The sequence below is a fragment of the Streptomyces sp. WZ-12 genome, from assembly GCF_028898845.1.
In the GTDB taxonomy this organism is placed as follows: Bacteria; Actinomycetota; Actinomycetes; order Streptomycetales; family Streptomycetaceae; genus Streptomyces.
This window is the reverse complement of sequence record NZ_CP118574.1, coordinates 3,298,839-3,320,565: the sequence shown is the minus strand read 5'-3', so window position 1 is coordinate 3,320,565 and position 21,727 is coordinate 3,298,839. Positions and strand designations below refer to the sequence as shown.

General features: G+C 73.0%; 21 protein-coding genes. 8 read left to right on the top strand and 13 right to left on the bottom strand.

The window, feature by feature from the left end; translation table 11 throughout:
* Position 1: 1 nt before the first annotated feature.
* Entirely contained in the window at positions 2–1,549 is a 1,548-nt protein-coding gene (locus PV796_RS13870; RefSeq protein ID WP_274913370.1) for a glycoside hydrolase family 3 protein, read from the top strand.
* 415 nt (positions 1,550–1,964) lie between these two features.
* Here the strand turns inward: PV796_RS13870 and nagB are convergent, their stop codons facing one another.
* Positions 1,965–2,747, bottom strand: coding sequence for a glucosamine-6-phosphate deaminase (gene nagB, locus PV796_RS13865; RefSeq protein ID WP_274913369.1), 783 nt, complete (start codon positions 2,745–2,747; stop codon positions 1,965–1,967).
* 275 nt (positions 2,748–3,022) lie between these two features.
* Positions 3,023–3,796, bottom strand: a complete 774-nt coding sequence (locus PV796_RS13860; RefSeq protein ID WP_274913368.1) for an SDR family oxidoreductase — start codon at positions 3,794–3,796, stop codon at positions 3,023–3,025.
* Positions 3,797–3,930: 134 nt separating this feature from the next.
* Here PV796_RS13860 and PV796_RS13855 point away from each other — a divergent pair, with 134 nt between their 5' ends.
* Both PV796_RS13855 and PV796_RS13850 read left to right on the top strand, forming a co-directional pair.
* Positions 3,931–4,590, top strand: a complete 660-nt coding sequence (locus PV796_RS13855; protein WP_274913367.1) for a TetR/AcrR family transcriptional regulator — start codon at positions 3,931–3,933, stop codon at positions 4,588–4,590.
* Between the two features lie 357 nt (positions 4,591–4,947).
* Positions 4,948–6,420 carry a sensor histidine kinase gene (locus PV796_RS13850; protein WP_274913365.1) on the top strand — a complete coding sequence of 491 codons (1,473 nt, stop codon included), beginning with the start codon at positions 4,948–4,950 and terminating at the stop codon, positions 6,418–6,420.
* A gap of 172 nt (positions 6,421–6,592) precedes the next feature.
* On the opposite strand, the gene PV796_RS13845 is transcribed toward PV796_RS13850, so the two are convergent.
* On the bottom strand, positions 6,593–6,850 hold the full coding sequence (locus tag PV796_RS13845; protein ID WP_003983230.1) for a WhiB family transcriptional regulator: 258 nt from the start codon (positions 6,848–6,850) through the stop codon (positions 6,593–6,595).
* Positions 6,851–7,170: 320 nt separating this feature from the next.
* Positions 7,171–8,154 carry a diacylglycerol/lipid kinase family protein gene (locus tag PV796_RS13840; protein WP_274913364.1) on the bottom strand — a complete coding sequence of 328 codons (984 nt, stop codon included), beginning with the start codon at positions 8,152–8,154 and terminating at the stop codon, positions 7,171–7,173.
* Between the two features lie 96 nt (positions 8,155–8,250).
* On the opposite strand from PV796_RS13840, the gene PV796_RS13835 reads away from it, so the two are divergent.
* A complete protein-coding gene (locus PV796_RS13835; protein WP_274919015.1) occupies positions 8,251–8,712 on the top strand; it encodes a hypothetical protein in 462 nt (153 codons plus the stop codon).
* Between the two features lie 224 nt (positions 8,713–8,936).
* Here PV796_RS13835 and PV796_RS13830 read toward each other — a convergent pair whose 3' ends face one another.
* The 4 genes from PV796_RS13830 to PV796_RS13815 form a co-directional block, all read right to left on the bottom strand.
* Positions 8,937–9,902 (bottom strand): RNA polymerase sigma factor SigF, encoded by a 966-nt coding sequence (locus PV796_RS13830; protein ID WP_274919014.1) that lies wholly within the window; start codon positions 9,900–9,902, stop codon positions 8,937–8,939.
* 43 nt (positions 9,903–9,945) lie between these two features.
* Positions 9,946–10,359: an anti-sigma regulatory factor gene (locus PV796_RS13825; RefSeq protein ID WP_018536172.1), complete on the bottom strand. Its 414-nt coding sequence runs from the start codon at positions 10,357–10,359 to the stop codon at positions 9,946–9,948.
* A 299-nt stretch (positions 10,360–10,658) separates the two neighbouring features.
* Entirely contained in the window at positions 10,659–11,147 is a 489-nt protein-coding gene (locus tag PV796_RS13820) for a GNAT family N-acetyltransferase (RefSeq protein ID WP_274913362.1), read from the bottom strand.
* A gap of 67 nt (positions 11,148–11,214) precedes the next feature.
* The gene (locus tag PV796_RS13815) at positions 11,215–11,475 is read right to left on the bottom strand and encodes a UBP-type zinc finger domain-containing protein (RefSeq protein ID WP_274913361.1); all 261 of its coding nucleotides are present in this window, start codon (positions 11,473–11,475) and stop codon (positions 11,215–11,217) included.
* Between the two features lie 66 nt (positions 11,476–11,541).
* Here PV796_RS13815 and PV796_RS13810 point away from each other — a divergent pair, with 66 nt between their 5' ends.
* Positions 11,542–13,134, top strand: a complete 1,593-nt coding sequence (locus PV796_RS13810; protein ID WP_446750684.1) for a Na+/H+ antiporter — start codon at positions 11,542–11,544, stop codon at positions 13,132–13,134.
* Positions 13,135–13,158: 24 nt separating this feature from the next.
* Here the strand turns inward: PV796_RS13810 and PV796_RS13805 are convergent, their stop codons facing one another.
* Together PV796_RS13805 and PV796_RS13800 are read right to left on the bottom strand one after the other, a co-directional pair.
* The gene (locus PV796_RS13805) at positions 13,159–14,070 is read right to left on the bottom strand and encodes a 1-aminocyclopropane-1-carboxylate deaminase/D-cysteine desulfhydrase (protein WP_274913358.1); all 912 of its coding nucleotides are present in this window, start codon (positions 14,068–14,070) and stop codon (positions 13,159–13,161) included.
* 46 nt (positions 14,071–14,116) lie between these two features.
* Positions 14,117–14,350, bottom strand: a complete 234-nt coding sequence (locus PV796_RS13800) for a hypothetical protein (RefSeq protein ID WP_274913357.1) — start codon at positions 14,348–14,350, stop codon at positions 14,117–14,119.
* Between the two features lie 235 nt (positions 14,351–14,585).
* Between PV796_RS13800 and PV796_RS13795 the strand changes: the two genes are divergently transcribed.
* The gene (locus tag PV796_RS13795; RefSeq protein ID WP_274913356.1) at positions 14,586–15,503 is read left to right on the top strand and encodes a glutaminase; all 918 of its coding nucleotides are present in this window, start codon (positions 14,586–14,588) and stop codon (positions 15,501–15,503) included.
* A 92-nt stretch (positions 15,504–15,595) separates the two neighbouring features.
* Positions 15,596–15,829 (top strand): hypothetical protein, encoded by a 234-nt coding sequence (locus PV796_RS13790; protein WP_274913355.1) that lies wholly within the window; start codon positions 15,596–15,598, stop codon positions 15,827–15,829.
* A 51-nt stretch (positions 15,830–15,880) separates the two neighbouring features.
* Here PV796_RS13790 and PV796_RS13785 read toward each other — a convergent pair whose 3' ends face one another.
* The 3 genes from PV796_RS13785 to PV796_RS13775 all read right to left on the bottom strand — a co-directional run bounded on the left by PV796_RS13785 (position 15,881) and on the right by PV796_RS13775 (position 20,364).
* Positions 15,881–16,819, bottom strand: coding sequence for a beta-ketoacyl-ACP synthase III (locus PV796_RS13785; RefSeq protein ID WP_274913354.1), 939 nt, complete (start codon positions 16,817–16,819; stop codon positions 15,881–15,883).
* Positions 16,820–16,990: 171 nt separating this feature from the next.
* Complete coding sequence (locus tag PV796_RS13780) at positions 16,991–19,264, bottom strand: heavy metal translocating P-type ATPase (RefSeq protein WP_274913352.1); 2,274 nt, start codon at positions 19,262–19,264, stop codon at positions 16,991–16,993.
* A gap of 86 nt (positions 19,265–19,350) precedes the next feature.
* Complete coding sequence (locus PV796_RS13775) at positions 19,351–20,364, bottom strand: helix-turn-helix transcriptional regulator (RefSeq protein WP_274913351.1); 1,014 nt, start codon at positions 20,362–20,364, stop codon at positions 19,351–19,353.
* A 237-nt stretch (positions 20,365–20,601) separates the two neighbouring features.
* Here PV796_RS13775 and corA point away from each other — a divergent pair, with 237 nt between their 5' ends.
* Positions 20,602–21,687, top strand: coding sequence for a magnesium/cobalt transporter CorA (corA, locus tag PV796_RS13770; protein ID WP_274919013.1), 1,086 nt, complete (start codon positions 20,602–20,604; stop codon positions 21,685–21,687).
* Positions 21,688–21,727 lie beyond the last annotated feature (40 nt).

Here is a 21,727-nt window from a genome sequence, read left to right as displayed (position 1 = left end):
GATGGTCACCGCTGTCCGCCCGGCCGACACCCTCACCCGGGACGCGCTCGCCGTCCTCCAGCCCGGCTTCACCGGCACCACCGCGCCGGACTGGCTGCTGCGCCGCCTCGACGAGGGCCTGGTCTCCGTCGCCCTCTTCGGCCGCAACGTGCACGGACCCGAACAACTCGGCGCCCTCACCGGCCAATTGCGCGCCACCCGTGACGAACTCCTCATCGCCATCGACGAGGAGGGCGGCGACGTCACCCGCCTCGAAGTGCGCGGCGGCTCCTCCTTCCCCGGCAACCTCGCCCTCGGCGCCGTCGACGACACCGCGCTGACCCGCGACGTCGCCCGCGAACTCGGCCGCCGACTGGCCGACTGCGGCGTCAACTTCAACTGGGCCCCCTGCGCCGACGTCAACTCCGACCCCGCCAACCCCGTCATCGGCGTCCGCTCCTTCGGCGCCGACCCGGCCCTCGTGGCCCGGCACACCGCCGCCTACGTCGAGGGCCTCCAGTCCGCCGGCGTCGCCGCCTGCGCCAAGCACTTCCCCGGCCACGGCGACACCGCCGTCGACTCGCACCACGACCTGCCCCGCGTCACCGCCGACCTGACGACGCTCCGGGAACGCGAACTGGTCCCGTTCCGCGCCGCGGTGGCCGCTGGCACCCGCGCCGTGATGACCGCCCACCTCCTCCTCCCCGCGCTGGACGCCGAACGCCCCGCCACGCTCAGCCCGGCCACCCTGCACGGCCTGCTGCGCGCCCCCGTCACCGCCGGCGGCCTCGGCTTCGACGGCCTGATCGTCTCCGACGGCATCGAGATGCGGGCCATCTCCGCCACCTACGGCATCGAGCGCGGCACCGTCCTGGCGCTCGCCGCCGGGGCCGACGCGATCTGCGTGGGCGGCGGCCTGTCCGACGAGGACACCGTGCTCCGGCTGCGGGACGCGCTGGTCAGGGCCGTCCGGGAAGGCGAACTGCCCGAGGAGCGGCTCGCCGACGCCGCGGCGCGGGTGCGCGCCCTGGCGCACTGGACCCGGGTCGCGGGCGCGGGGGAGGGGGCCGCGCCCGCGCCCGGGATCGGTCTGACCGCCGCCCGGCGCGCCGTCCGGCTGACCTCCGTCACCCCGCACCGCCCGCTCACCGTCCCCGCCTACGTCGCCGCGTTCACCCCGCATGCCAACATCGCCGTCGGCGACGAGACCCCCTGGGGCGTCGCCGCCGAACTCGCCCGCCTCCTCCCCGGCACCGGGTCCGCCACCTACACCGCCGCCGACGCCGCGGCCGACCCCGCCGCCCTCGTCGACGACCTCCTCACCGCCGCCGGCGACCGCCCCATCGTGGCCGTCGTCCGCGACCTCCACCGCCACCCCTGGATGGCCGACGCCCTGCACGTCCTGCTGACCGCCCGCCCCCACACCGCCGTCATCGAAATGGGCGTCCCCCAGGCCCCACCTCAGGGCACCCCCCACATAGCCACCCACGGCGCCGCCCACGCCTGCACCCAGGCGGCCACAGAAGCCCTGACGGGCCGGGGGGTTTGGGGGGATCGGGCGGACGCCTGAGACGCCAACGCGCCGGTGCGCCCGACGGGTTGGCGGAGCGCGTGCCCGGGGACGCAAGGGGCGTACCCGAGGGCGTAACGGGTCGGTGTGCCTGATGGACCTGAGGGCGCGAGGGGGCGGGCGCTGAGGGGCGGAGCCGGTCCGGCCGCCTTCACCCAACTCCCCAACAGTGGGTCTCCGTAGGGCACCCCAACGGCCCCGACCCCGCCGCCCTCGGCCCGACGGGCACCACCACCCACCGGACTCCCAGCGCCCACAAGCGCACCGGGAAGCGCCAGTCGCGCCGCGACGTACCGCCGGCTTCCCGCCCCAACTCCAGCCGCCCTCCCGGCAGTACACCGAGGGCCCGCCCCCGCGCCGGCGTCCCGTCAGGGCCCGGTGCTGGTGCGGGCCCTCGGGCCGCCGGTCGGTTCCGTCAGAGGCCCTGCCATTCCGGCTTGGCGGCGTAGGTCGCGCGGAAGTACTCGGCCAGCTTCAGCTTGGACGCCGCGGCCTCGTCGACGACCACCGTCGCGTGCGGGTGGAACTGCAGCGCCGAGGCCGGCACCAGCGCGGCGACCGGTCCCTCGACGGCCTGGGCCACCGCATCGGCCTTGCCCTCGCCGGTGGCGAGCAGCACCACGTGCTGCGCCTCCAGGATGGTGCCGATGCCCTGGGTGATGACGTGGTGCGGAACCTCGTCCAGGCTGTCGAAGAAGCGGGCGTTGTCCTCCCGGGTCTGCTGGGTGAGGGTCTTGATGCGGGTACGCGAAGCCAGCGACGAGCAGGGCTCGTTGAAGCCGATGTGCCCGTCGGTGCCGATGCCCAGCAACTGGAGGTCCACCCCACCGGCCTCGCGGAGCGCACGGTCGTACGCCTCGCACGCGGCCTGGACATCGTCGGCCGTGCCGTCCGGTCCCATGAACGCGTCCTCGTCGAGCCCCAGCGGCTCCACCACCTCGCGCAGCACCACCGAGCGGTACGACTCGGGATGCCCGGCCGGCAGCCCCACGTACTCGTCGAGCTGGCAGATCCGCGCCCGCGAGGCGTCCACCTCGCCGGCCCGGACCTTCGTCGCCAACGCCTCGTAGATGGGCAACGGCGTCGAGCCGGTGGCCACGCCGAGGAGCGCCTCGGGCTTGCGGCGCACCAGGGTGGCGATCGCCTCCGCGATGAGCTCGCCGCCTGCCGCGGCGTCCTGGACGATGACAACTTCCACGCTGGGCCTGCCGTTCTGAAGAATGGGCTATGTGGTATAGACCAATCTAGCAGAGGTGGGCCCACGCGGTCCCGTGGTGCCGTTGAACGACGGGGCACGTTTTCCCGACCGTTACCCGTCGATCCGGTGGCCGGCCGGCGGCCAACGGGTAACGGTCGACGGACCGGTGGGCGGGCCGAGCGGCGCACCGGTTGACGGGGCGGCCACAGGGTGACGGGCATGCGGGCCGCGCGCGGGGGAGCGAGCCATCGCCGGGGCGGCGCGGTGCCGGCCGGTCACAGCAGGGCGCCGCCCGTGGCGTCTATCCACTGGCCCGTCACCCACCGGCTGTCACCCGAGGCGAGGAACCCCACGATGTCGGCGATATCGGTGGCGTCCGCCACCCGCCCCAGCGGGGAGAGCGCGCTGGTCGCGGCGCGCGCCTCGGCGTTCTCCCCGCCGCGCAGCCAGGCGGCGTTCATGTCCGTGTCGACGGCGCCGGGTGCCACCGCGTTGACCGTGATGCCGCGGGGGCCGAGCTCCTTCGCCAGCGAGCGGGTCAGCACGTCGATCGGTCCCTTCGACATCGCGTAGGCGATCAGATCGGACTTGGCCGCGCCGTGCGTCAGCCGCGTGGAGACATTGACGATCCGTCCGCCGTCCCGCAGCCGGGACAGGCCCTCCTGGATGACGAAGTACGGCGCGGTGGTGTTGACCGCGAAGAGGCGCTCGACATCGGCGCGGGTCATCTCGCCGAACGGGCGCAGCGTGCCGTCCAACGTCTTATTGATTCCAGCGTTGTTGACCAGGATGTCCACCCCGTCCGCCCGCTCGTCGAACGCGGTCCACAGTGCCTCGGCGTCCCCGGGCATCCCCAGCGCGGCGTGGAGCGTGAACGCCTCGCCGCCCGCCGCCTCGATCGCCGCGGCCGTCTCCTTCGCCGCCGTCTCGTCGCTCCCGTAGTGCACGCCGACCCGCGCGCCGTCCCGTCCCAGCCGCTCCGCGATCGCGCGGCCGATGCCCCGGCCGCCGCCCGTCACCAGTGCCGTCCTGCCGCTGAGTGCACCCATCGCGAGCCCCTCCCCTTCGTCCGCCCGCGCGCCCCTCGGCGCGCACGCCTGCCCGTCCGCGAACGATTTCTGTATCGCTCGCTACATAAAAACCGTAGCACGCGTTTCTTAGCGACCGCTATAGAATTCACTCCATGGTGGCCAAGGAGACCAAGCAGCGCGGCCGACCCCGGTCCTTCGACCGGGAGACGGCCCTGGAGAAGGCGATCCGCTCCTTCTGGGAGTACGGCTACGAATCCACGTCCATCGCCGACCTCACCCGCGAGATGGGCATCAGCGCCCCCAGCCTCTACGCCGCCTTCGGCGACAAGCGGGCCCTGTTCGACGAGGCGATAGCGGTGTACGGGGAGGTGTACGGCGGCTTCATCTCCCGGGCCCTGGCCGAGGAGCCGACCGCCCGCCGCGGCGTCGAACGGGCCCTGCGCGAGGCCGCGATCGAGTACACCGTCCCGGACCGCCCGCGCGGCTGCATGGTCATCAGCGCCGCGCTCAACACCGCCCCCGCCTCCGCCGAGGTCGCCGCGTCCCTGCGCGACAAGCGGCAGTCGAACGTCCGGGAGATCGAGCGCGCGATCCGCGCGGACGCCGCCGCCGGCGAACTCCCCGCCGACACCGACGCGCACGCCCTCGCCGCGTACGTCAGCGCGATCATCGCGGGGATGTCGCAGTCCGCCCGGGACGGCACGGACCGCGCGACGCTGGAGGCGGTCGCCTCGCTGGCGATGAACGCCTGGCCGGGGAAGGGGGATCGGGCCCAGGGGGCGGGTGGCGCGGGCTCCTCCGGCCGGCGCTGACCCCCAAAAAACACCCGCGGGCCGCGGCGCCGGGACAGGACCCTCAACCTGTCCGGCACCGCAGCCCGGAGCTGACATCGGCCGGCCCCGTAGTGCGGGCGGTTGGTACCCCCAGTGCGGTAGGGGGCACGGCCCCGTCCCGGGACCGGTCGATCTTAAGGCCCGGGCGCAGTCAGGGCAGAGAGCGCCGTGGGCCTCGGTCCGCCCTCCTGTGCGGGGAGAGCGGAGGTTCCAGCGGTTCGGGGCTTCGCCCCGGTGTGCCGCACCGCACATTCTGGACTAGACCATTCTTCTCTGTCCATGGCCGTGCAGGCACAACACATACCGTACGCCGGTAGGCTCCGAGGTGTGCCCTCGATGAACGATCTCGTACGCCAGCACACCGCTCTGAGCGATTCCGACCTGGAGTGGCTCCACTTGCTGGTCTCGGAGTGGCAGTTGCTCTCCGACCTCTCCTTCGCCGACCTCGTCCTGTGGGTCCCCACCCTCGACGGCACCCGCTATGTGTCGGTCGCCCAGATGCGCCCCAACACCGGACCGACCTCCTATCAGGACGACATGGTCGGCCACCTCGTCCCCCGGGGACGTCGCCCGATGCTGGACTCCGCGTTGGACGAGGGCCGCATCGTGCGCGAGGGCGACCCCGAGTGGCGCGAGGAGGTGCCGGTCCGGGTGGAGTCCATCCCGGTCCGCCGCGAGGGCCGGGTCCTCGGAGTGATCGCCCGGAACACCAACCTGCTGACCGTACGGACGCCCAGCCGGCTGGAGTTGACCTACCTCCAGAGCGCCTCCGACCTGGCTCAGATGATCGCCGCCGGAACGTTTCCCTTCCCCGGCCAGCAGGTCGACATGGACGCCTCGCCGCGCGCCGGCGACGGGCTGATCCGGCTCGACGCCGAAGGCGTCGTCCAGTACGCCAGCCCCAACGCGCTCTCCGCCTACCACCGCCTCGGCCTCGCCGCCGACCTCGTGGGCCACCACCTCGGCCAGGCCACCGCCGAACTGGCCCCGGCCCGCGGCCCGGTGGACGAGGCGCTGGTCAAACTGGCCAGCGGCTGGGCGCCGCGGGAATTCGAGGTCGAGGGCAACGACGGGGTGATCCAATTGCGGGCCATTCCCCTCAAGCCCAAAGGGACGCACATCGGATCGCTCGTCCTGCTGCGCGACGTCACCGAACTCCGGCGCCGCGAACGGGAACTGATCACCAAGGACGCCACCATCCGGGAAATCCACCACCGGGTGAAGAACAACCTCCAGACCGTAGCCGCCCTGTTGCGGCTGCAGTCCCGCCGGATGGATTCCGAGCAGGGCCGCGAGGCCCTCAACGAGGCGGTGCGCAGGGTCGGTTCGATCGCGATCGTGCACGAGACGCTCTCCCAGACCCTCGACGAGCGGGTGGAGTTCGACGAGATCGTCGACCGGGTGCTGGCCATGGTCGCGGAGATCGCGCCCGGGAAGGTGGCCACCCGCCGCACCGGACGCTTCGGCATCCTGGACGCCGAGGTGGCCACGCCGCTGTCGATGGTGCTCACCGAGGTGCTCCAAAACGCCCTGGAACACGCCTTCGAGCAGGTGCAGCACGGCGCCGTCGAGGTCGCCGCGGTGCGCGGCGGCAGCCGCACCGAGCCCCGACTGCTGGTCACCGTCCAGGACAACGGCCGCGGACTGCCCGAGGGTTTCGATCCGCAGCGCGCCGGAAACCTGGGGCTGCAGATCGTACGGACCCTGGTGGAGGGGGAGTTGGGCGGAACGTTCGATATGGTCCGCCGGCCCGAGGGCGGCACCCAGGTGCTCCTCGACATCCCCGTGCGGGCCGACAAGAAGCACTGAGCAGCGGGCGCGCGGGCCGCCGCTCGTCGCCGCCCCGACACAGCAACAAGCCCCGGACCGATCCCGGTCCGGGGCTCAAAGCTGTGGTGATGCGGTATCGACCGGGTCTTCAACTCCGGGCGGGCATCGAAGGTACTGCGCGCTGCGGCTCGGGGGCCACGGGGAGGTCGGCTCAGGCGCTGGCGTTACGCGCCCGGTTACGAGCCGCACGGCGCTTCATGGCGCGGCGCTCGTCCTCGCTCAGACCACCCCAGACGCCCGAGTCCTGACCGGACTCAAGCGCCCACTGCAGGCACTGCTCCATGACGGGGCAGCGGCGGCAGACGGCCTTGGCTTCCTCGATCTGCAGCAGCGCGGGACCGGTGTTGCCGATAGGGAAGAAGAGCTCGGGGTCTTCTTCGCGGCAAACGGCGCGGTGACGCCAGTCCATGGCTGCTCCATCTCCTCGTGTGACGGGAACGTTGCTTGTGAATGTGAACGCTTTCACGAATCCCTCCACAAGGGAAGGGCCGAAAGCCAGTCAACGACTGGTGCGGTCCTGTGGAATGAGGAGGAGGATTCGGGCTCTCAAGGGGGCCGGTAAAGCGGCCGTCCCGATCGCCATGAAGAGACTCGCAAACCTCGGCGACGGATACAACCCCTTCCGGAAACTTTTTTTTGATTCCTTGGTGTCGCCTAGCTCACAGCCGTCATTCCAGGGGGTGGAGGCCAGTCTAAACGTTCGAGTGAAAGGACTTTAGGCCCTACTGCTCACACAATCACACGCAGTGCACGGCGTACGCCTGTGAACGTCACACTCGTCCGCAGTCCCAGATGGTCACCGTCCATCTGAAACGGCAGGGGAACCTGCGAATGCAAGGTGAAGTCGGTGAGGTCGTGGAGCGAGAGGACGTGCTTGCCGCGTGGGCCGCGATCCGGCGTGGAGGCGAGGAGTTGGGAACCGTAGCGGGTCACCGCCGGCACCGAGAACTTGTCCAGCGCGAAGAGGTCCAGGGCGGTGTCGAAGGACGCCTCGGGGGAGGGGTAGATCGGGCGGTTGCCCAGGTACGACCAGGGGGCGGTGTTGCAGATTATGGACATCGCGAGGTTCTCGGTGACCTCCGTGGTGCCCGGCTCCGCGCCCGGTCGTTCGAGTGTGATGGTGCCCTGCCGGCGGTTGGCCTCGCCCAGGAACTGCCGGACGACCTGGCGCACGTACAGGGAGTGGGTGGACCGCTTGCCGCGCTCGCGCTGCTGCTCGACCCGGCCGACCACGCCCGCGTCGAAGCCGAAGCCGGCGCAGAAGGTGAACCACCGGGCCGGCACCCCCTCGTCCGGGCTGCCGACGGTGCCCGCGGCGAGGCCCAGGCCGACCGTGCGCTCGCTCTTGTCGCGCAGCGCGTCCAGCAGGGCGCCGGTGGCCTCCACGACGTCGTTGGGGAGGCCCAGGGCGCGGGCGAAGACGTTGGTGGAGCCGCCGGGGACCACGGCGAGCCGGGGGTGCGAGTCCGGGTCGGGGCCGGTGGTCAGCAGGCCGTTGACGACCTCGTTGACCGTGCCGTCGCCGCCGAGCGCCACCACCAGGTCGGTCTCCCCGCCCTCGGCGGCCTCCCGGGCCAGGTCGCGGGCGTGTCCGCGGTACCGCGTCTCGGCGACCTCCAGCTTGAGGTCGCTGGCCAGCGCGTGGGTGAGTACCTCACGGGTGCGGGCACTGGTGGTGGTTGCTGCGGGATTGACCACGAGAAGTGCGCGCATATGCAGCAGCGTACCTACCTGCCGGTACCGGCCTCACTCCTGTCCACGCTCCGGGCGACCGGCGGTCCGGCCGGGGCCCGGCGCTACCCTGCTGGGGTGACCAGTCAGCAGAAGCAGTCCCCGAAGCGAGCCGCCGGCGCCCCCGCGGTGTCCGAGCCGGAGGGCCCGCGTCCCGCCCGGCTGAGCGCCGCCGCGGCGCTCACCGCCGTCGAGGGGCTGGCGCTGGCCGCCCTCGGCGCCTACATGCTGATCAACGGGCTGATCGGGGCGCCCGACAGCCCGCAGCAGGCGGAGATGGGCGGGGTGACCATCCTGGCGCTGGCGGTGCTCCCGCTGGTCGCCGCGCGCGGGCTGTGGCTCCGCCGCCGGTGGAGCCGGGGGCCCTCGCTGATCACCCAGATCGTGGCCCTGCCGGTCGCCTGGACCCTCGTCAAGGGCGGCGGCGCGCTGATCGCCGCCGGTGCCGCGCTGGCGGTGGCGGCGATCGTCGTGCTCGTCCTGCTGGTCAACCCGACGGCGACCACGGCGCTGGGCATCGGCCCGCGGGAGACGCCGTAGGCCCAACGACGGCCCAAGAGCGCGGAGATGGCCCCGTGGACGGATGCGCCGTGAACGCGCGAGTGGCCCCGTAAGGGAGGGGCGAACGGATCCCGTAGGGGACGTCGCCGCCCCCTGCGGGGCCACAACGGTGTTGGGGCGGGGTGGTATTCCCGTGCCGCGCCCCGTCGGGGTGGGGCGCCGGAGCGGCATCGGCGGCGGGGGACGGGACGGGGTGGGTGGGGCTACTCCTCCACCAGGAGCTTGTCGCGGAGTTGGGCCAGGGTGCGGGCCAGCAGACGGGAGACGTGCATCTGGGAGATGCCGACCTCCTGGGCGATCTGCGACTGGGTCATGTTGCCGAAGAACCGCAGCAGCAGGATCTTCTTCTCGCGCGGCGGGAGGTCCTCCAGCAGCGGCTTGAGGGACTCGCGGTACTCCACGCCCTCCAGCGCCTCGTCCTCCGCGCCGAGGGTGTCGGCGACCGCCGGGGACTCGTCGTCGGTGTCCGGGACGTCCAGCGACAGGGTGCTGTACGCGTTCGCCGACTCCAGGCCCTCCAGGACCTCCTCCTCGGAGATCCCCAGGTGCTCGGCCAACTCGTGGACCGTGGGCGCGCGGCCGTGCCGCTGGGACAGCTCGGCGGTCGCGGTGGTCAGCGACAGCCGCAGCTCCTGGAGGCGGCGCGGGACGCGGACCGCCCAACCCTTGTCGCGGAAGTGCCGCTTGATCTCGCCGACGACGGTGGGCGTGGCGTACGTGGAGAACTCCACGCCGCGCTCCGGGTCGAACCGGTCCACCGACTTGATCAGACCGATCGTGGCGACCTGGGTCAGGTCGTCGAGCGGCTCACCGCGGTTGCGGAACCGCCGGGCCAGGTGCTCGACCAGCGGCAGGTGCATCCGCACGAGGGTGTTGCGCAGCTCCGCGTGCTCCGGGGAGCCGGCGGGCAGCTCGCGCAGCTCGTAGAAGAGCGCGCGGGCGCCGCTGCGGTCGTGCGGATCCTCCGGCCCCGGGGACTGTCGTTCCTGGGGCCGGCCGCCGGCGGCCGGCGGATCCTGCCGGTCGGCCTGCCGGCCCTGCTGCTCGCTGTGGTCCATGTGGTCCGCCCGCTCTGCCTGCTCCGCCGCGTCCAACCGGACGCCGTGGTCGTCCCCACCCACCGGATGCGGCCGGGCGTGCTGCCCGGGGATGACCGCGCCCGCCGCCATCCTCGCGCCGCGTTCGACATCTTTCACGGGGCCCCCTGTTCGGTCATGACGGTCCGGGACCGGCGCCGCGCTCCTTGTACAGACTGATGGTGACCGTACGGTCCTCGGCAACGCTGGAGTCGACCTTGCCGGCCAGTGCGGAGAGCACCGTCCAGGCGAAGGTGTCGCGCTCGGGAGCGCGGCCGTCGGTCGTCGGGGCCGAGACCGTCACCTGCAGCGCGTCGTCGATGAGCCGGAAGACGCAGCTCAGCACGCTGCCGGGGACGGCCTGTTGCAGCAGGATCGCGCAGGCCTCGTCCACCGCGATGCGCAGATCCTCGATTTCGTCGAGGGTGAAGTCCAAGCGGGCTGCGAGACCGGCCGTGGCGGTACGCAGCACTGACAGGTAGGCACCCGCAGCGGGCAGACGGACTTCCACGAAGTCCTGAGTCCCGGGCTCGCCTGCGATCTGGGACACCCTCACCTCCAAGGTGGCACAAGCTGGTAAAGCTGGAATGCGTGCGGAAGCACCAGCGGTTGGCGTGCTTCACGTTCTTGCGGGGTATCCGTGCCGGTGGCCCTCCCGACGGGAGAACGATCGGCGCGGCTCGTGGTTCGGCTGTGACGCTATCGCGATCCGCGGGCCGGTGTCGCCCGGAAGGAGCAGGGCGCCCGTCCGGACAGCGACGCCCGGCTCGCCGACGGCGCATCTGTTACTGAGTGTAAAACTTCAGGCACGGACAGTGGTAGGGGTCGGCGTCGTCAAATCGCGGCCGATTACGCTCCGTTGGCGGGCGCGGTCTCCGCGAGCGACTGGAGCGCATCTCCAGTGAGCCGGAAGACCGTCCATTCGTCCATGGGCCGGGCGCCGATGGACCGGTAAAAACCGATGGACGGTTCGTTCCAATCCAGGACCGACCACTCGAAACGCTGGTAGCCGCGCTCCACGCAGATCCGTGCGAGGGCCGCCAGCAGCGCCTTGCCGTGGCCGCCGCCGCGCGCCTCGGGGCGCACGTACAGGTCCTCCAGATAGACACCGTGCGTGCCCGTCCAGGTCGAGAAGTTCCGGAACCACAGGGCGAAGCCGACCGGCTCGCCGGCGTCCTCGGCGATCAGTGCGAAGGCCGCCGGCTGCGCGCCGAACAGCGCCTCCTTCAACTGCGGTTCGGTGGCCTGCGCGGCCTCGGGGGTGCGTTCGTAGGCGGCCAGTTCGCCGATCATGGCGAGGATGACGGGGACGTCGTCGGGGGTCGCTGCGCGGATCATGCGGCAAGGCTAGACCGGGGCCCTGAGGGGCCCCACGGCGGTACCCGCCGCCGACCGCCGGTGACCCTCAGACCAGCGCCTCGTCCACGAAGCACCACCGCCAGGACGCGCCCGGCTCGAACGACCGCATCACCGCGTGGCCGGTCTCCTCGTAGTGGCCGGTGGCGTGCCGGTACGGGGAGGAGTCGCAGCAGCCGACGTGCCCGCACACCAGGCACAGCCGCAACTGCACCGGGTGGCTGCCCACGGCCAGGCACTCCAGGCAGGTCTCGCTCAGCGGCGCCGGCTCGGCGCGCGGCAGTTCGGGAACGTGCGTGCACTCGCTCATGATGGCCAGGTTAGATCGCCGGGACGGCCGGCGGGGGAGTGTGGGGACGGTGCGGTTGTGAACGTGATGCCGCTGTTGCTGCTGGTCGCGGGCAGCGCGGGGATCGCCGGGCTGGCGCGAAGGACGCCGGTGCCGGCGCCGCTGCTGTTGGTCACCGCGGGGCTCGGCGCCGCGTTCATCCCCGGCGTCCCGGATTACACCCTCGACCCGCATGTCGTACTCCCGCTGCTGCTGCCCCCGTTGCTGCACACCGCCGCGCTGGACAGCTCCTACCTGGACCTGCGGGCCAACCTCCGGCCGGTGGCGCTGCTCTCGGTCGGCTATGTGCTGTTCGCGACGCTGGCCGTCGGGTACGCGGCGTACCTGCTCGTGCCGGACCTGCCGCTGACCGCCGCGCTCGTCCTGGGCGCCGTCGTCGCCCCGCCGGACGCCGTCGCGGCCACCGCGATCGCCCGCAAGCTGGGGCTGCCGCACCGGATCACGACGATCCTCCAGGGCGAATCGCTGGTCAACGACGCCACCGCGATCACCGCGTACAAGGTGGCGCTGGCCGCCGCCGTGGGGGCGAGCGCCACCTGGGGCGCCGGCCTGAGGGAGTTCACCGTGGCCTCCCTCGGGGGCATCGGCATCGGCGTCGTCCTGATGGTGCCGCTGCACTGGCTCCGCTGCCGGCTGCGGGAATCGGCGCTCCTGGAGAACACCCTCTCGCTGCTCATCCCGTTCACCGCGTACGCCGCCGCCGAACAGGTCGGGGCCTCCGGGGTGTTGGCCGTCGTGGTGGTCGGCCTCTACCTGGGCCACCGTTCCTGGCAGGTGGACTTCGAGACCCGGCTCCAGGAGGAGGCGGTCTGGAAGATGGTCTCCTTCGTGTTGGAGTCCGCGGTCTTCGCGCTGATCGGGCTCCAACTGCCGGTCGTGCTGCGGGGACTGGGGAAGTTCAGCACCGCGCAGGCGCTCGGGTACGCGGCGGTGGTGTTCGCCGTCGTGGTGCTGGCGCGCTTCCTGTGGGTCTTCCCCGCCACGTACCTGCCGCGGCTGCTCTCGGCCCGGATCAGGACCCGGGAACCGGACACCACCTGGCGGGCACCGGTCATCGTCGGCTGGGCCGGGATGCGCGGGGTGGTCTCGCTGGCCATCGCCTTCTCCATCCCCGCGACGGTGCAGGCCGGCGGCCCCTTCCCGGCCCGCAACCTCGTGCTCTTCCTGACCTTCACCACCGTCATCGCCACCCTGGTCGTCCAGGGGCTGACGCTGCCGCCGCTGATCCGGGCGCTGCGGCTGCCGGGCCGGGACGCCCAGGCCGAGACGCTGGCCGAGGCACAGGCCCAGAACGAGGCGTCCCGGGCCGCCGAGGACCGCCTCGACGCCCTGCTCCAGGACGAGCGCAACGCCCTGCCGGGGCCGCTCGTCGACCGGCTGCGCACGGTCCTGGAGCGGCGCCGCAACGCGGTGTGGGAGCGGCTGGGCGCGGTGAACGAGGTGACCGGGGAGTCCGCCGACGACACCTACCGGCGGCTGGCCCGGGAGATGATCGACGCCGAGCGGCGGGTCTTCGTCGAACTGCGGGACGCGCGGAGCATCGACGACGAGATGATGCGGACGCTGCTGCGCCGGCTGGACCTGGAGGAGGCGGCGGCCTACCGGGAGGGCGCCTCATGACCCGTCCCGTGGGCGGCGGGGCGGCTACCCGGTCCCGGTGACGACGGCGACGACGGTACTGCCGGACGGGAAGGCGCCCCGCTCGACCAGGGCCGTCAGCGCGAACAGCAGCTTGGCGACGTAGACCCGCTCGACGGGCAGGCCGTGCCGCGCCTCGAACGCCTCGGTGAACGCGTCGAGTTCGGGGGTGCGGCGGGCGTAGCCGCCGAAGTCGAAGCCCTCCGCCAGCGTCCAGTCGCCGCGCGGCCCGCCGAAGGCCGCGCGCTGGAGGTCCGCGACCGTCTCGTGCAGGAAGTGCGGGCTGCCGCCCTTGAGGACCGGGACGCCCAGCGCGCGCTGCCCGGGCCCGAGGCCGGCGGCGAGCCCGGCCAGGGTGCCGCCGGTCCCGCACGCCACCGCGACCGCGTCGGCGTGCCCGCGCAGCTCTCGGCCCAGCTCCGTACAGCCCTGCGCGGCAAGGGAGTTGCTGCCGCCCTCCGGTATCAGGCGGAAGGCGCCGAAACGGTCCCGGAGGGCGGCCAGGACGCCTGGGTCGTCCTTGCGGCGGTAGGTGGCGCGGTCGACGAAGTGCAGGCGCATCCCGTCGGCGGCGCAGCGGGCCAGGGACCAGTTGAGCGGGGCGTGGGCCAACTCGTCGCCGCGGACCACGCCGATGGTGTCGAACCCCAGGAGCCGGCCGGCCGCTGCCGTGGCGCGCAGGTGGTTGGAGTACGCGCCCCCGAAGGTGAGCAGCGCGCGGTCGCCCGCCTCGGTGGCGGCGCGCAGATTGGGCGCCAACTTGCGCCACTTGTTGCCCGGGAGGGCGGGGTGTATGAGGTCGTCCCGTTTGAGGACGAGGCGGACGCCGCGGCGGGCGAACGGCCCGTCGTCGACGGGCTGGAGAGGGGAGGGCAGGCGGGGGCGGAGCGCTTGGGGCGCGGGGGAGGAACGGGTCACGGCAGCGGGGAGGGAGGAGGGGACGGGGGTGCGGTGCGGCCGGGCGTCAGTCGTGCAGGAAGCCGTCGCCGTGGGCGCTGATGTGGGCTTCGAGGGCCGACAGGGCGCTCTGGGTGGCATCGGGGGTGCCGCTGCCGCGGCGCTCGGCGTAGTAGGCGGCGCCCAGCTTCCTCAGCAGGTCGTTGCCGGCGCGCTGCTGCTGCAACTCGTCGACCTTCTGCCGGCCTTGCGCCAGCCCCTGCTTGGCCTGCTCCTTGGCGCGGTCGAGAAACCCTGACATTGCTGCCTCCCTGGGCGTACGGGTCGGTGGGCCCGACCCGGTGTCGGATTCGTTACGGGATCAACGGCGGGGAGGGCCGTGCGGTTCCCGTGCCAGGCTGGGGGATGTGGGCGAGGAGCGCGACATGGGTGACCCGGTCGGTGCACCCGACCCGGGTCCCGACCGGGCGGGCCTCGGGGGCGTTGACGGGGGGCTCCGATGGGGGCGCTCCTGCGGGCGGGTTAGCGTGTCCGTTATGGACTACCAGGCCGTTCTTGAGGAGGTAGCGGCCTATGCGAGGCCGTTCGTGGGGCGCGGGCACGTCGCCGACTACATTCCGGCGTTGGCGAAGGTGTCCCCGGACCAGTTCGGGATCGCGGTAGCCGACATCAACGGCGAGGTCTACGGGACCGGCGACTGGGAGGTCCCGTTCTCGGTGCAGTCGATCTCCAAGGCGTTCTCGCTGGCGCTGGTGATGGCCGGGTCCCACGGCCACGACGACATCTGGCAACGGGTCGGCCGGGAGCCCTCGGGGACGCCGTTCAACTCCCTGGTGCAACTGGAGTGGGAGAACGGGATTCCGAGGAATCCTTTCATCAACGCGGGCGCGCTGGTGGTGACCGACCGGCTGCTGACCATGACGGGCGATGCCAGCACCTCGATGCTGGAGTTCCTCCAGACCGAGAGCGGGAACCCGGAGTTGGCGTTCGACCAGGCGGTGGCCGACTCCGAGGCCGACCACGGCGACCGGAACGCGGCGCTGGCCCACTTCATGGCGTCGTTCGGGAACCTGGAGAACCCGGTGCCGAGCGTGATCGAGCACTACTTCTGGCAGTGCTCGATGGAGATGACGTGCCGGGACCTGGCGGTGGCCGGCGGGTTCCTGGCCCGGCACGGGCTGCGGGCGGACGGCAGCCGGCTGCTGGAGGCGCGCGAGGCCAAGCGGATCAACGCCGTGATGCTGACCTGCGGGACGTACGACGCGGCGGGCGAGTTCGCCTACCGGGTCGGGCTGCCGGCGAAGAGCGGCGTGGGCGGCGGCATCGTGGCCGTGGTACCGGGGCGGTGCACGCTGTGCGTGTGGAGCCCAGGGCTGGACGCGCGGGGGAACTCGGTGGCCGGGATGGCGGCGCTGGACCAGTTCACGACGCTGACCGGCTGGTCGATCTTCTAGCCGGCGGCCCGCGCGCGGGCGCCCGGCCCCGGGCCTGGCGTTGTGGGGCCGGGGGCGGCGGCGCATGGTGGGCGGTAGGAGGTGCACCTGCCATGGAGCATGAGATGCGCGCTGAGTATGCGGAGGGCGTGCTGCCGCACGAGGACACGCCGGTCAGGAAGTGGCACATGACCCGGGTGGGCGCGACGACCGCGATGTGCGGGCAGCCGCTGGCCCCGGCCGCCGCCACCCAATCGGCCGGCAAGTGGGGAACGGCCGAGGCGCAGCCGTTCTGCCGCACCTGCGGCGTGATGTATCTGGAGGAGCACCCTCAGGACACCGAATGAGCCGCACCGGGCGAGGCGGACGCCGTCCGGCCACCCGGTGACCGGGCGGCGTCAGGGGCTGGCGACGACCTGGCCCGCGTAGGAGAGGTTGCCGCCGAAGGCGAACAGCAGGACGGGGGCACCGGAGGGGATCTCGCGCCGTTCCACCAGCTTGGACAGGGCGAGCGGGACCGAGGCGGCGGAGGTGTTGCCGGAGTCGACGACGTCCCGGGCGACGACCGCGTTGACCGCGCCGATCCGCTCCGCGACCGGCTCGATGATCCGCAGGTTGGCCTGGTGGAGGACGACGCCGGCGAGGTCCTCGGGGCGGATGCCGGCCCGGTCGCACACCTGGCGGGCGATGGCGGGGAGTTGGGTGGTGGCCCAGCGGTAGACGGTCTGGCCCTCCTGGGCGAAGCGGGGCGGGGCGCCCTCGATGCGGACCGCGTTGCCCATCTGCGGGACCGAGCCCCACACCACCGGGCTGATGCCGGGTTCGTCGGCGGCGGTGACCACCGCGGCGGCGGCGCCGTCCCCGACCAGGACGCAGGTGGAGCGGTCGGTCCAGTCGACGACGTCGGTGAACTTCTCCGCGCCGATGACCAGGGCGCGGGTCGCCGAACCGGCCCGGATGGCGTGGTCGGCGGTGGCCAGGGCGTGGGTGAAGCCGGCGCAGACCACGTTGAGGTCCATCGTGGCGGGGGAGGCCAGGCACAGGCGGGCCGCGACCCGGGCCGCGGTGTTGGGGCTGCGGTCCACGGCGGTGCAGGTGGCGACCAGGACCAGGTCGATGTCCGCGGCGGCGAGGCCCGCGGTGGCCAGTGCCTTCGCGGCGGCCGCGGCGGCCATCGCGTCCACGGTCTCGTCCGGTGCCGCGATGTGCCGGGTGCGGATGCCGACGCGGCTGCGGATCCAGGCGTCGTCGGTGTCGACCATGCCGGCGAGGTCGTCGTTGGTGAGCACGCGAGAGGGCTGGTAATGGCCGAGGGCCAAGATGCGCGACCCGGTCATGAGGTCCCCTGGGGTACGTGGAGCGGGTGGTACCCGGACAGTCTCGCCGGTCGGCGACGGGGGACGGCTGTGCGAACCGCCAACGTTCGGCGGCGAGAACTGGAGGCTTCCGACGCCCGCCGGCCCCTGGACGCGGGGCGCGACCGGGGCCGGCGGGCGACGGGGCGGGCGTCAGCGCAGCGCGCGAAAGCGCCGCAGGCGGAGGCTGTTGCCGACGACGAAGACCGAGGAGCAGGCCATCGCGGCGCCGGCGATCATCGGGTTGAGCAGGCCGGCGGCGGCCAGCGGCAGCGCGGCGACGTTGTAGCCGAACGCCCAGAAGAGGTTGGTGCGGATGGTGCCGAGGGTGGCTCGGGCCAGCCGGATGGCGTCCGCTGCGGTGCGCAGGTCGCCGCGGACCAGGGTGAGGTCGCCGGCCTCGATGGCGGCGTCGGTGCCGGTGCCCATCGCCAGGCCGAGGTCGGCGGTGGCCAGCGCGGCCGCGTCGTTGACGCCGTCGCCGACCATGGCGACCGAGCGGCCCTCGGCCTGGAGGCGCTCGACGACGGCGACCTTGTCCTCGGGCAGCACCTCGGCGATCACCTCGTCGATGCCGACCTCCGCGGCGACCGACTCGGCGAGCGCGCGATGGTCGCCGGTGAGCAGGACCGGGGTCAGCCCCAGGGCGCGCAGTCGGCGGACCGCCTCGGCGCTGGTGGGCCGGACCGCGTCGGAGACCACCAGCACGGCGCGGGCGGCGCCGTCCCAGCCGACCGCGATCGCGGTGCGCCCGGCCCGCTCGGCCGCGTCCTTGGCGGCGGCCAGCGCGGGCGGCAGCGGCTGACCGCGGTCGGCCAGCAGCCGCTCCCGGCCGACGAGGACGGCGTGCCCCTCGACGGTGCCGCGGACCCCGAGGCCGGGGACGCCGGCGAAGTCCTCGGGCACCGGGAGGGCGCCGGAGGGCTCGGCCTCCTGGGCGGCGCCGGCGACGGCCCGGGCGATGGGGTGCTCGGAGGAGTGCTCCAGCGCGCCGGCCAGCCGCAGCGCCTGCGCGCGGGTCACGCCGTCGGCCAGGTGCACGTCGGTCAGGGCCATCGCGCCGGTGGTGACGGTGCCGGTCTTGTCCAGGAGGACGGTGTCGACGGTGCGGGTGGTCTCCAGGACTTCCGGGCCCTTGAGGAGGATGCCGAGCTGGGCGCCGCGGCCGGTGCCGACCATCAGCGCCGTCGGGGTCGCCAGGCCCAGCGCGCACGGGCAGGCGATGATCAGCACCGCGACCGCCGCGGTGAAGGCGGCCACCGCGCCGTGCCCGGTGGCGAGCCAGCCGGCGAGGGTGCCCAGGGCGAGCGCGATGACGACCGGGACGAAGACCGCGGAGATCTTGTCGGCGAGCCGCTGGGCCGCCGCCTTGCCGTTCTGCGCGTCCGTCACCAGCTTGGCCATACGAGCGAGTTGGGTGTCCGCGCCGATCCGGGTGGCCTCGACGACCAGCCGGCCGCCGGCGTTGACGGTGGCGCCGGTGACGGTGTCGCCGGGGGCCACCTCCACGGGCGCCGACTCCCCGGTCAGCAGCGCGGCGTCCACGGCGGAGGAGCCCTCCACCACCCGCCCGTCGGTGGCGATCTTCTCCCCGGGACGGACCACGAAGCGGTCGCCGACGGCCAGTTGACCCACCGGGACGCGCACCTCGCGGCCGGCCCGGAGGACGGCGACGTCCTTCGCGCCCAGCTCCATCAGGGCGCGCAGCGCGGCGCCGGCCCGGCGCTTGGCGCGGGCCTCGAAGTAACGGCCGGCCAGGATGAAGGTGGTGACGCCGGCCGCGGTCTCCAGGTAGAGGGCGTCGCCGCCGTCCGTACGGGACAGCGTCAGCGCGAAGGGGTGGGTCATCCCGGGCGTGCCCGCCGTCCCGAAGAACAGCGCCCACAGCGACCAGCCGAAGGCGGCGAGGGTGCCCAGGGAGATCAGGGTGTCCATGGTGGCCGCGCCGTGCCGGAGGTTGGTCCAGGCGGCGCGGTGGAAGGGCCACGCCCCGTACACCACCACGGGGGCGGTCAAAGTCAGCGAGAGCCACTGCCAGTTGGCGAACTGCAGCGCGGGGACCATCGCCATCAGGACCACCGGGACGGCGAGCGCCAGGGAGACCGCGAGGCGCTGCCGGAGGGCGGCGAGCGGGCCGTCGTCCGCCGGGGCCGGGCCGTCGCCGGCGTCCTCGGCGGACGGCTCCGGGGCGGGCGGCTCGGGGACGGTGGCGGTGTAGCCGGTCCGCTCCACGGTGGCGATCAGGTCGGCGGTGGCCACGCCGCTGCCCTCCGCGAGCGTCACCTGCGCCTTCTCGGTGGCGTAGTTGACGGTGGCGGTGACCCCGTCCATGCGGTTGAGCTTCTTCTCGACGCGGGCCGCGCACGAGGCGCAGGTCATCCCGCCGATCTCCAGCTCGACGACGGGCCCGTCGATCGCGGTGGTCATGACGGCTGTTCCTCCTGTTCGCGGGGCCGTGGGACACCGGTGGCGGCCGGCGTGGCGACCGCCCTCCGTCGATCCCGACCAACACCTTACCCCCCTGGGGTATTCCCGCCGCTCGGCCCCGCCGCGTCGTCCGTCGCCCCGGCCCCTGCCGCCCGCACCGCCCGGCCGCCCAGGTCCCGCACGTAGGCGGTCAGCTCGGCTGGCTCATGGACCGTGAACTCGAAGCCCAGCAGCATCAGTCGCATCGCCAGCCACTCCAGCGAATCCGGCGTGCTGCGCCAGCGGCAGCTGCCCGCGTCGAGCGGGGTGACCTCGCCCACCGCCGGCCCGCCGAGCCGCGCGGCCACCTCCGCCGCCGGCCCCCGCACCGTCGCCACCGCCCGGTACCCGGCCGTGAGCCCGCGCATCCGCTCCCGGACGTACGTCCCGGCGTCGGCCGCCGGCAGCTCGCGCGGCGGGGTCCGCACCCCGGTGGCGAACGGCTCGGCCAGCCGGTCCACCCGGAAGATCCGCCAGTCGTCGCGGTCGTTGTCGTACCCGACCAGGTACCAGCGGCGGCCTGCCGCGACCAGGCGGTGCGGCTCCACCAGGCGCCGGCTCGGCTCGCCCGCGTGCACCCGGTAACGGAAGCGCACCCGCTCGTGGTTGGCGATCGCCGCGGCCAGCACCGTCAGGTGCTCCGGGTCGACGGTCGGGCCGTCGCCGCCGGGCATCGGGACGGTGGCGGTGCCCAGGGTACTGACCCGGCGCCGCAGCCGGGCCGGGAGCACCTGCTCCAGTTTGGCCAGCGCCCGCACCGACGCCTCCTCGATGCCGACGAGGGTGTGCCCGGCGGTCGAGCGCAGGCCCACCGCGATGGCCACCGCCTCCTCGTCGTCCAGCAGCAGCGGCGGCATGGCGGTGCCGGCGGCCAGCCGGTAGCCGCCGTCGGCGCCCAGCGTGGCGTGCACCGGATACCCCAGCTCGCGCAGCCGCTCGATGTCGCGGCGGATGGTGCGGGTGGTGACCCGCAGCCGCTCGGCCAACTCCCGGCCGGGCCACTCCCGGGGCGTCTGGAGCAGGGACAGCAGATTCAGCAGGCGTGCCGACGTCTCACTCATGGGAACGATGATGAGGGAGGAAGTAGGACGGATACTGTCCTAGGGCGCCAGGGGTTCAGGGCTTTTCGGGACGGTGCGCGGTGGCGGCAGACCGCGCACCGGGGCCCGCCGGCGCGCGGGGCGCACGCGGGGCAAACGCGGGGCACGGAGTCCACCACGGGCCGGTGCGGAGTGCGCAAAATCAGGCGGCCGACATACCGTCGGCGCGCGCCCACGGGCGATACTGACCCGGTGTCGATGATCAGCAACCTCCGCAAGGCCGTCCGGCTGCCGCAGCCGCGTCGCGGCGCGGTGGACCTCAGCCACCCCGCGCGCTCGCCGCTGGGCACCGCCGTGGTGAACTGCGCGGTCTACGTCGGCGGGGTGCGCCAGGACGGTCACCGACCGGCCGACGAGGCGATCCGGCAGGTCCGGCGGACCGGTGACGGCTTCGTCTGGATCGGGCTGCACGAGCCGTCCGAGGTGGAGTTCGCCGGCATCGTCGAGCTGTTCGGGCTGCACCCGCTCGCCGTCGAGGACGCGGTCCACGCCCATCAGCGCCCCAAGCTGGAGCACTACGACGACTCGCTGTTCACGGTCTTCAAGACCGTGCGCTATGTGGAACACGACCAACTCACCGACACCAGCGAGGTCGTCGACACCGGCGAGATCATGGTCTTCACCGGCGCCGACTTCGTGATCACCGTGCGGCACGGCGGCCACGGCTCGTTGGGCCCGCTGCGCGAGCAACTGGAGCGCGAGCCCGGGCAGCTCGCGCTCGGCCCGTCGGCCGTGTTGCACGCCATCGCCGACCTCGTCGTGGACGACTACCTCGACGTCGCCGCCGCCGTCCAGGACGACATCGACGACGTCGAGAGCGAGGTCTTCTCGGTCCGGGGCAGCCGCGGCGCCGGCCGGATCTACCAACTCAAGCGCGAGCTACTGGACTTCAAGCGGGCGGTGACCCCGTTGGACCGCCCCCTCCAGGAGCTCGCCACCCGCTCGCCGCAGCACATCGACCCCCGGATCAAGACCTACTTCCGGGACGTCGCGGACCACCTCGACCGGGTCCGGGAGCAGATCACCGGCTTCGACGAACTGCTCAACTCGATACTCCAGGCGCACCTCGCCCAGGTCGCCAACGCCCAGAACGAGGCGATGCGCCGGATGTCCGCCTGGGCGGCGATCCTGGCCGTCCCCACCATGGTCACCGGCGTCTACGGCATGAACTTCGCGTACATGCCGGAGAAGAACTGGACCTTCGGCTATCCGCTGGTGATGGCCGTGATGGTGGGGGTCTGCTGGCTGATGCACCGCGGCTTCAAGCGGAACGGCTGGTTGTAGGGCGCCTCCGGGGGATCTGCGCGGGGCCCAACGGGCCCGT

Bases quoted from the DNA above. Each gene is read 5' to 3' on its own strand.
- PV796_RS13795 (WP_274913356.1), top strand. From the start codon at position 14,586: ATGGACTACCAGGCCGTTCTTGAGGAGGTAGCGGCCTATGCGAGGCCG.
- PV796_RS13845 (WP_003983230.1), bottom strand. From the start codon at position 6,850: ATGGACTGGCGTCACCGCGCCGTTTGCCGCGAAGAAGACCCCGAGCTC.
- PV796_RS13810 (WP_446750684.1), top strand. From the start codon at position 11,542: ATGCCGCTGTTGCTGCTGGTCGCGGGCAGCGCGGGGATCGCCGGGCTG.
- corA (WP_274919013.1), top strand. From the start codon at position 20,602: ATGATCAGCAACCTCCGCAAGGCCGTCCGGCTGCCGCAGCCGCGTCGC.
- PV796_RS13800 (WP_274913357.1), bottom strand. From the start codon at position 14,350: ATGTCAGGGTTTCTCGACCGCGCCAAGGAGCAGGCCAAGCAGGGGCTG.
- PV796_RS13780 (WP_274913352.1), bottom strand. From the start codon at position 19,264: ATGACCACCGCGATCGACGGGCCCGTCGTCGAGCTGGAGATCGGCGGG.
- PV796_RS13790 (WP_274913355.1), top strand. From the start codon at position 15,596: ATGGAGCATGAGATGCGCGCTGAGTATGCGGAGGGCGTGCTGCCGCAC.
- PV796_RS13775 (WP_274913351.1), bottom strand. From the start codon at position 20,364: ATGAGTGAGACGTCGGCACGCCTGCTGAATCTGCTGTCCCTGCTCCAG.
- PV796_RS13785 (WP_274913354.1), bottom strand. From the start codon at position 16,819: ATGACCGGGTCGCGCATCTTGGCCCTCGGCCATTACCAGCCCTCTCGC.
- PV796_RS13830 (WP_274919014.1), bottom strand. From the start codon at position 9,902: ATGGCGGCGGGCGCGGTCATCCCCGGGCAGCACGCCCGGCCGCATCCG.
- PV796_RS13855 (WP_274913367.1), top strand. From the start codon at position 3,931: ATGGTGGCCAAGGAGACCAAGCAGCGCGGCCGACCCCGGTCCTTCGAC.
- PV796_RS13840 (WP_274913364.1), bottom strand. From the start codon at position 8,154: ATGCGCGCACTTCTCGTGGTCAATCCCGCAGCAACCACCACCAGTGCC.
- PV796_RS13870 (WP_274913370.1), top strand. From the start codon at position 2: ATGGTCACCGCTGTCCGCCCGGCCGACACCCTCACCCGGGACGCGCTC.
- PV796_RS13815 (WP_274913361.1), bottom strand. From the start codon at position 11,475: ATGAGCGAGTGCACGCACGTTCCCGAACTGCCGCGCGCCGAGCCGGCG.
- PV796_RS13820 (WP_274913362.1), bottom strand. From the start codon at position 11,147: ATGATCCGCGCAGCGACCCCCGACGACGTCCCCGTCATCCTCGCCATG.
- PV796_RS13850 (WP_274913365.1), top strand. From the start codon at position 4,948: ATGAACGATCTCGTACGCCAGCACACCGCTCTGAGCGATTCCGACCTG.
- PV796_RS13860 (WP_274913368.1), bottom strand. From the start codon at position 3,796: ATGGGTGCACTCAGCGGCAGGACGGCACTGGTGACGGGCGGCGGCCGG.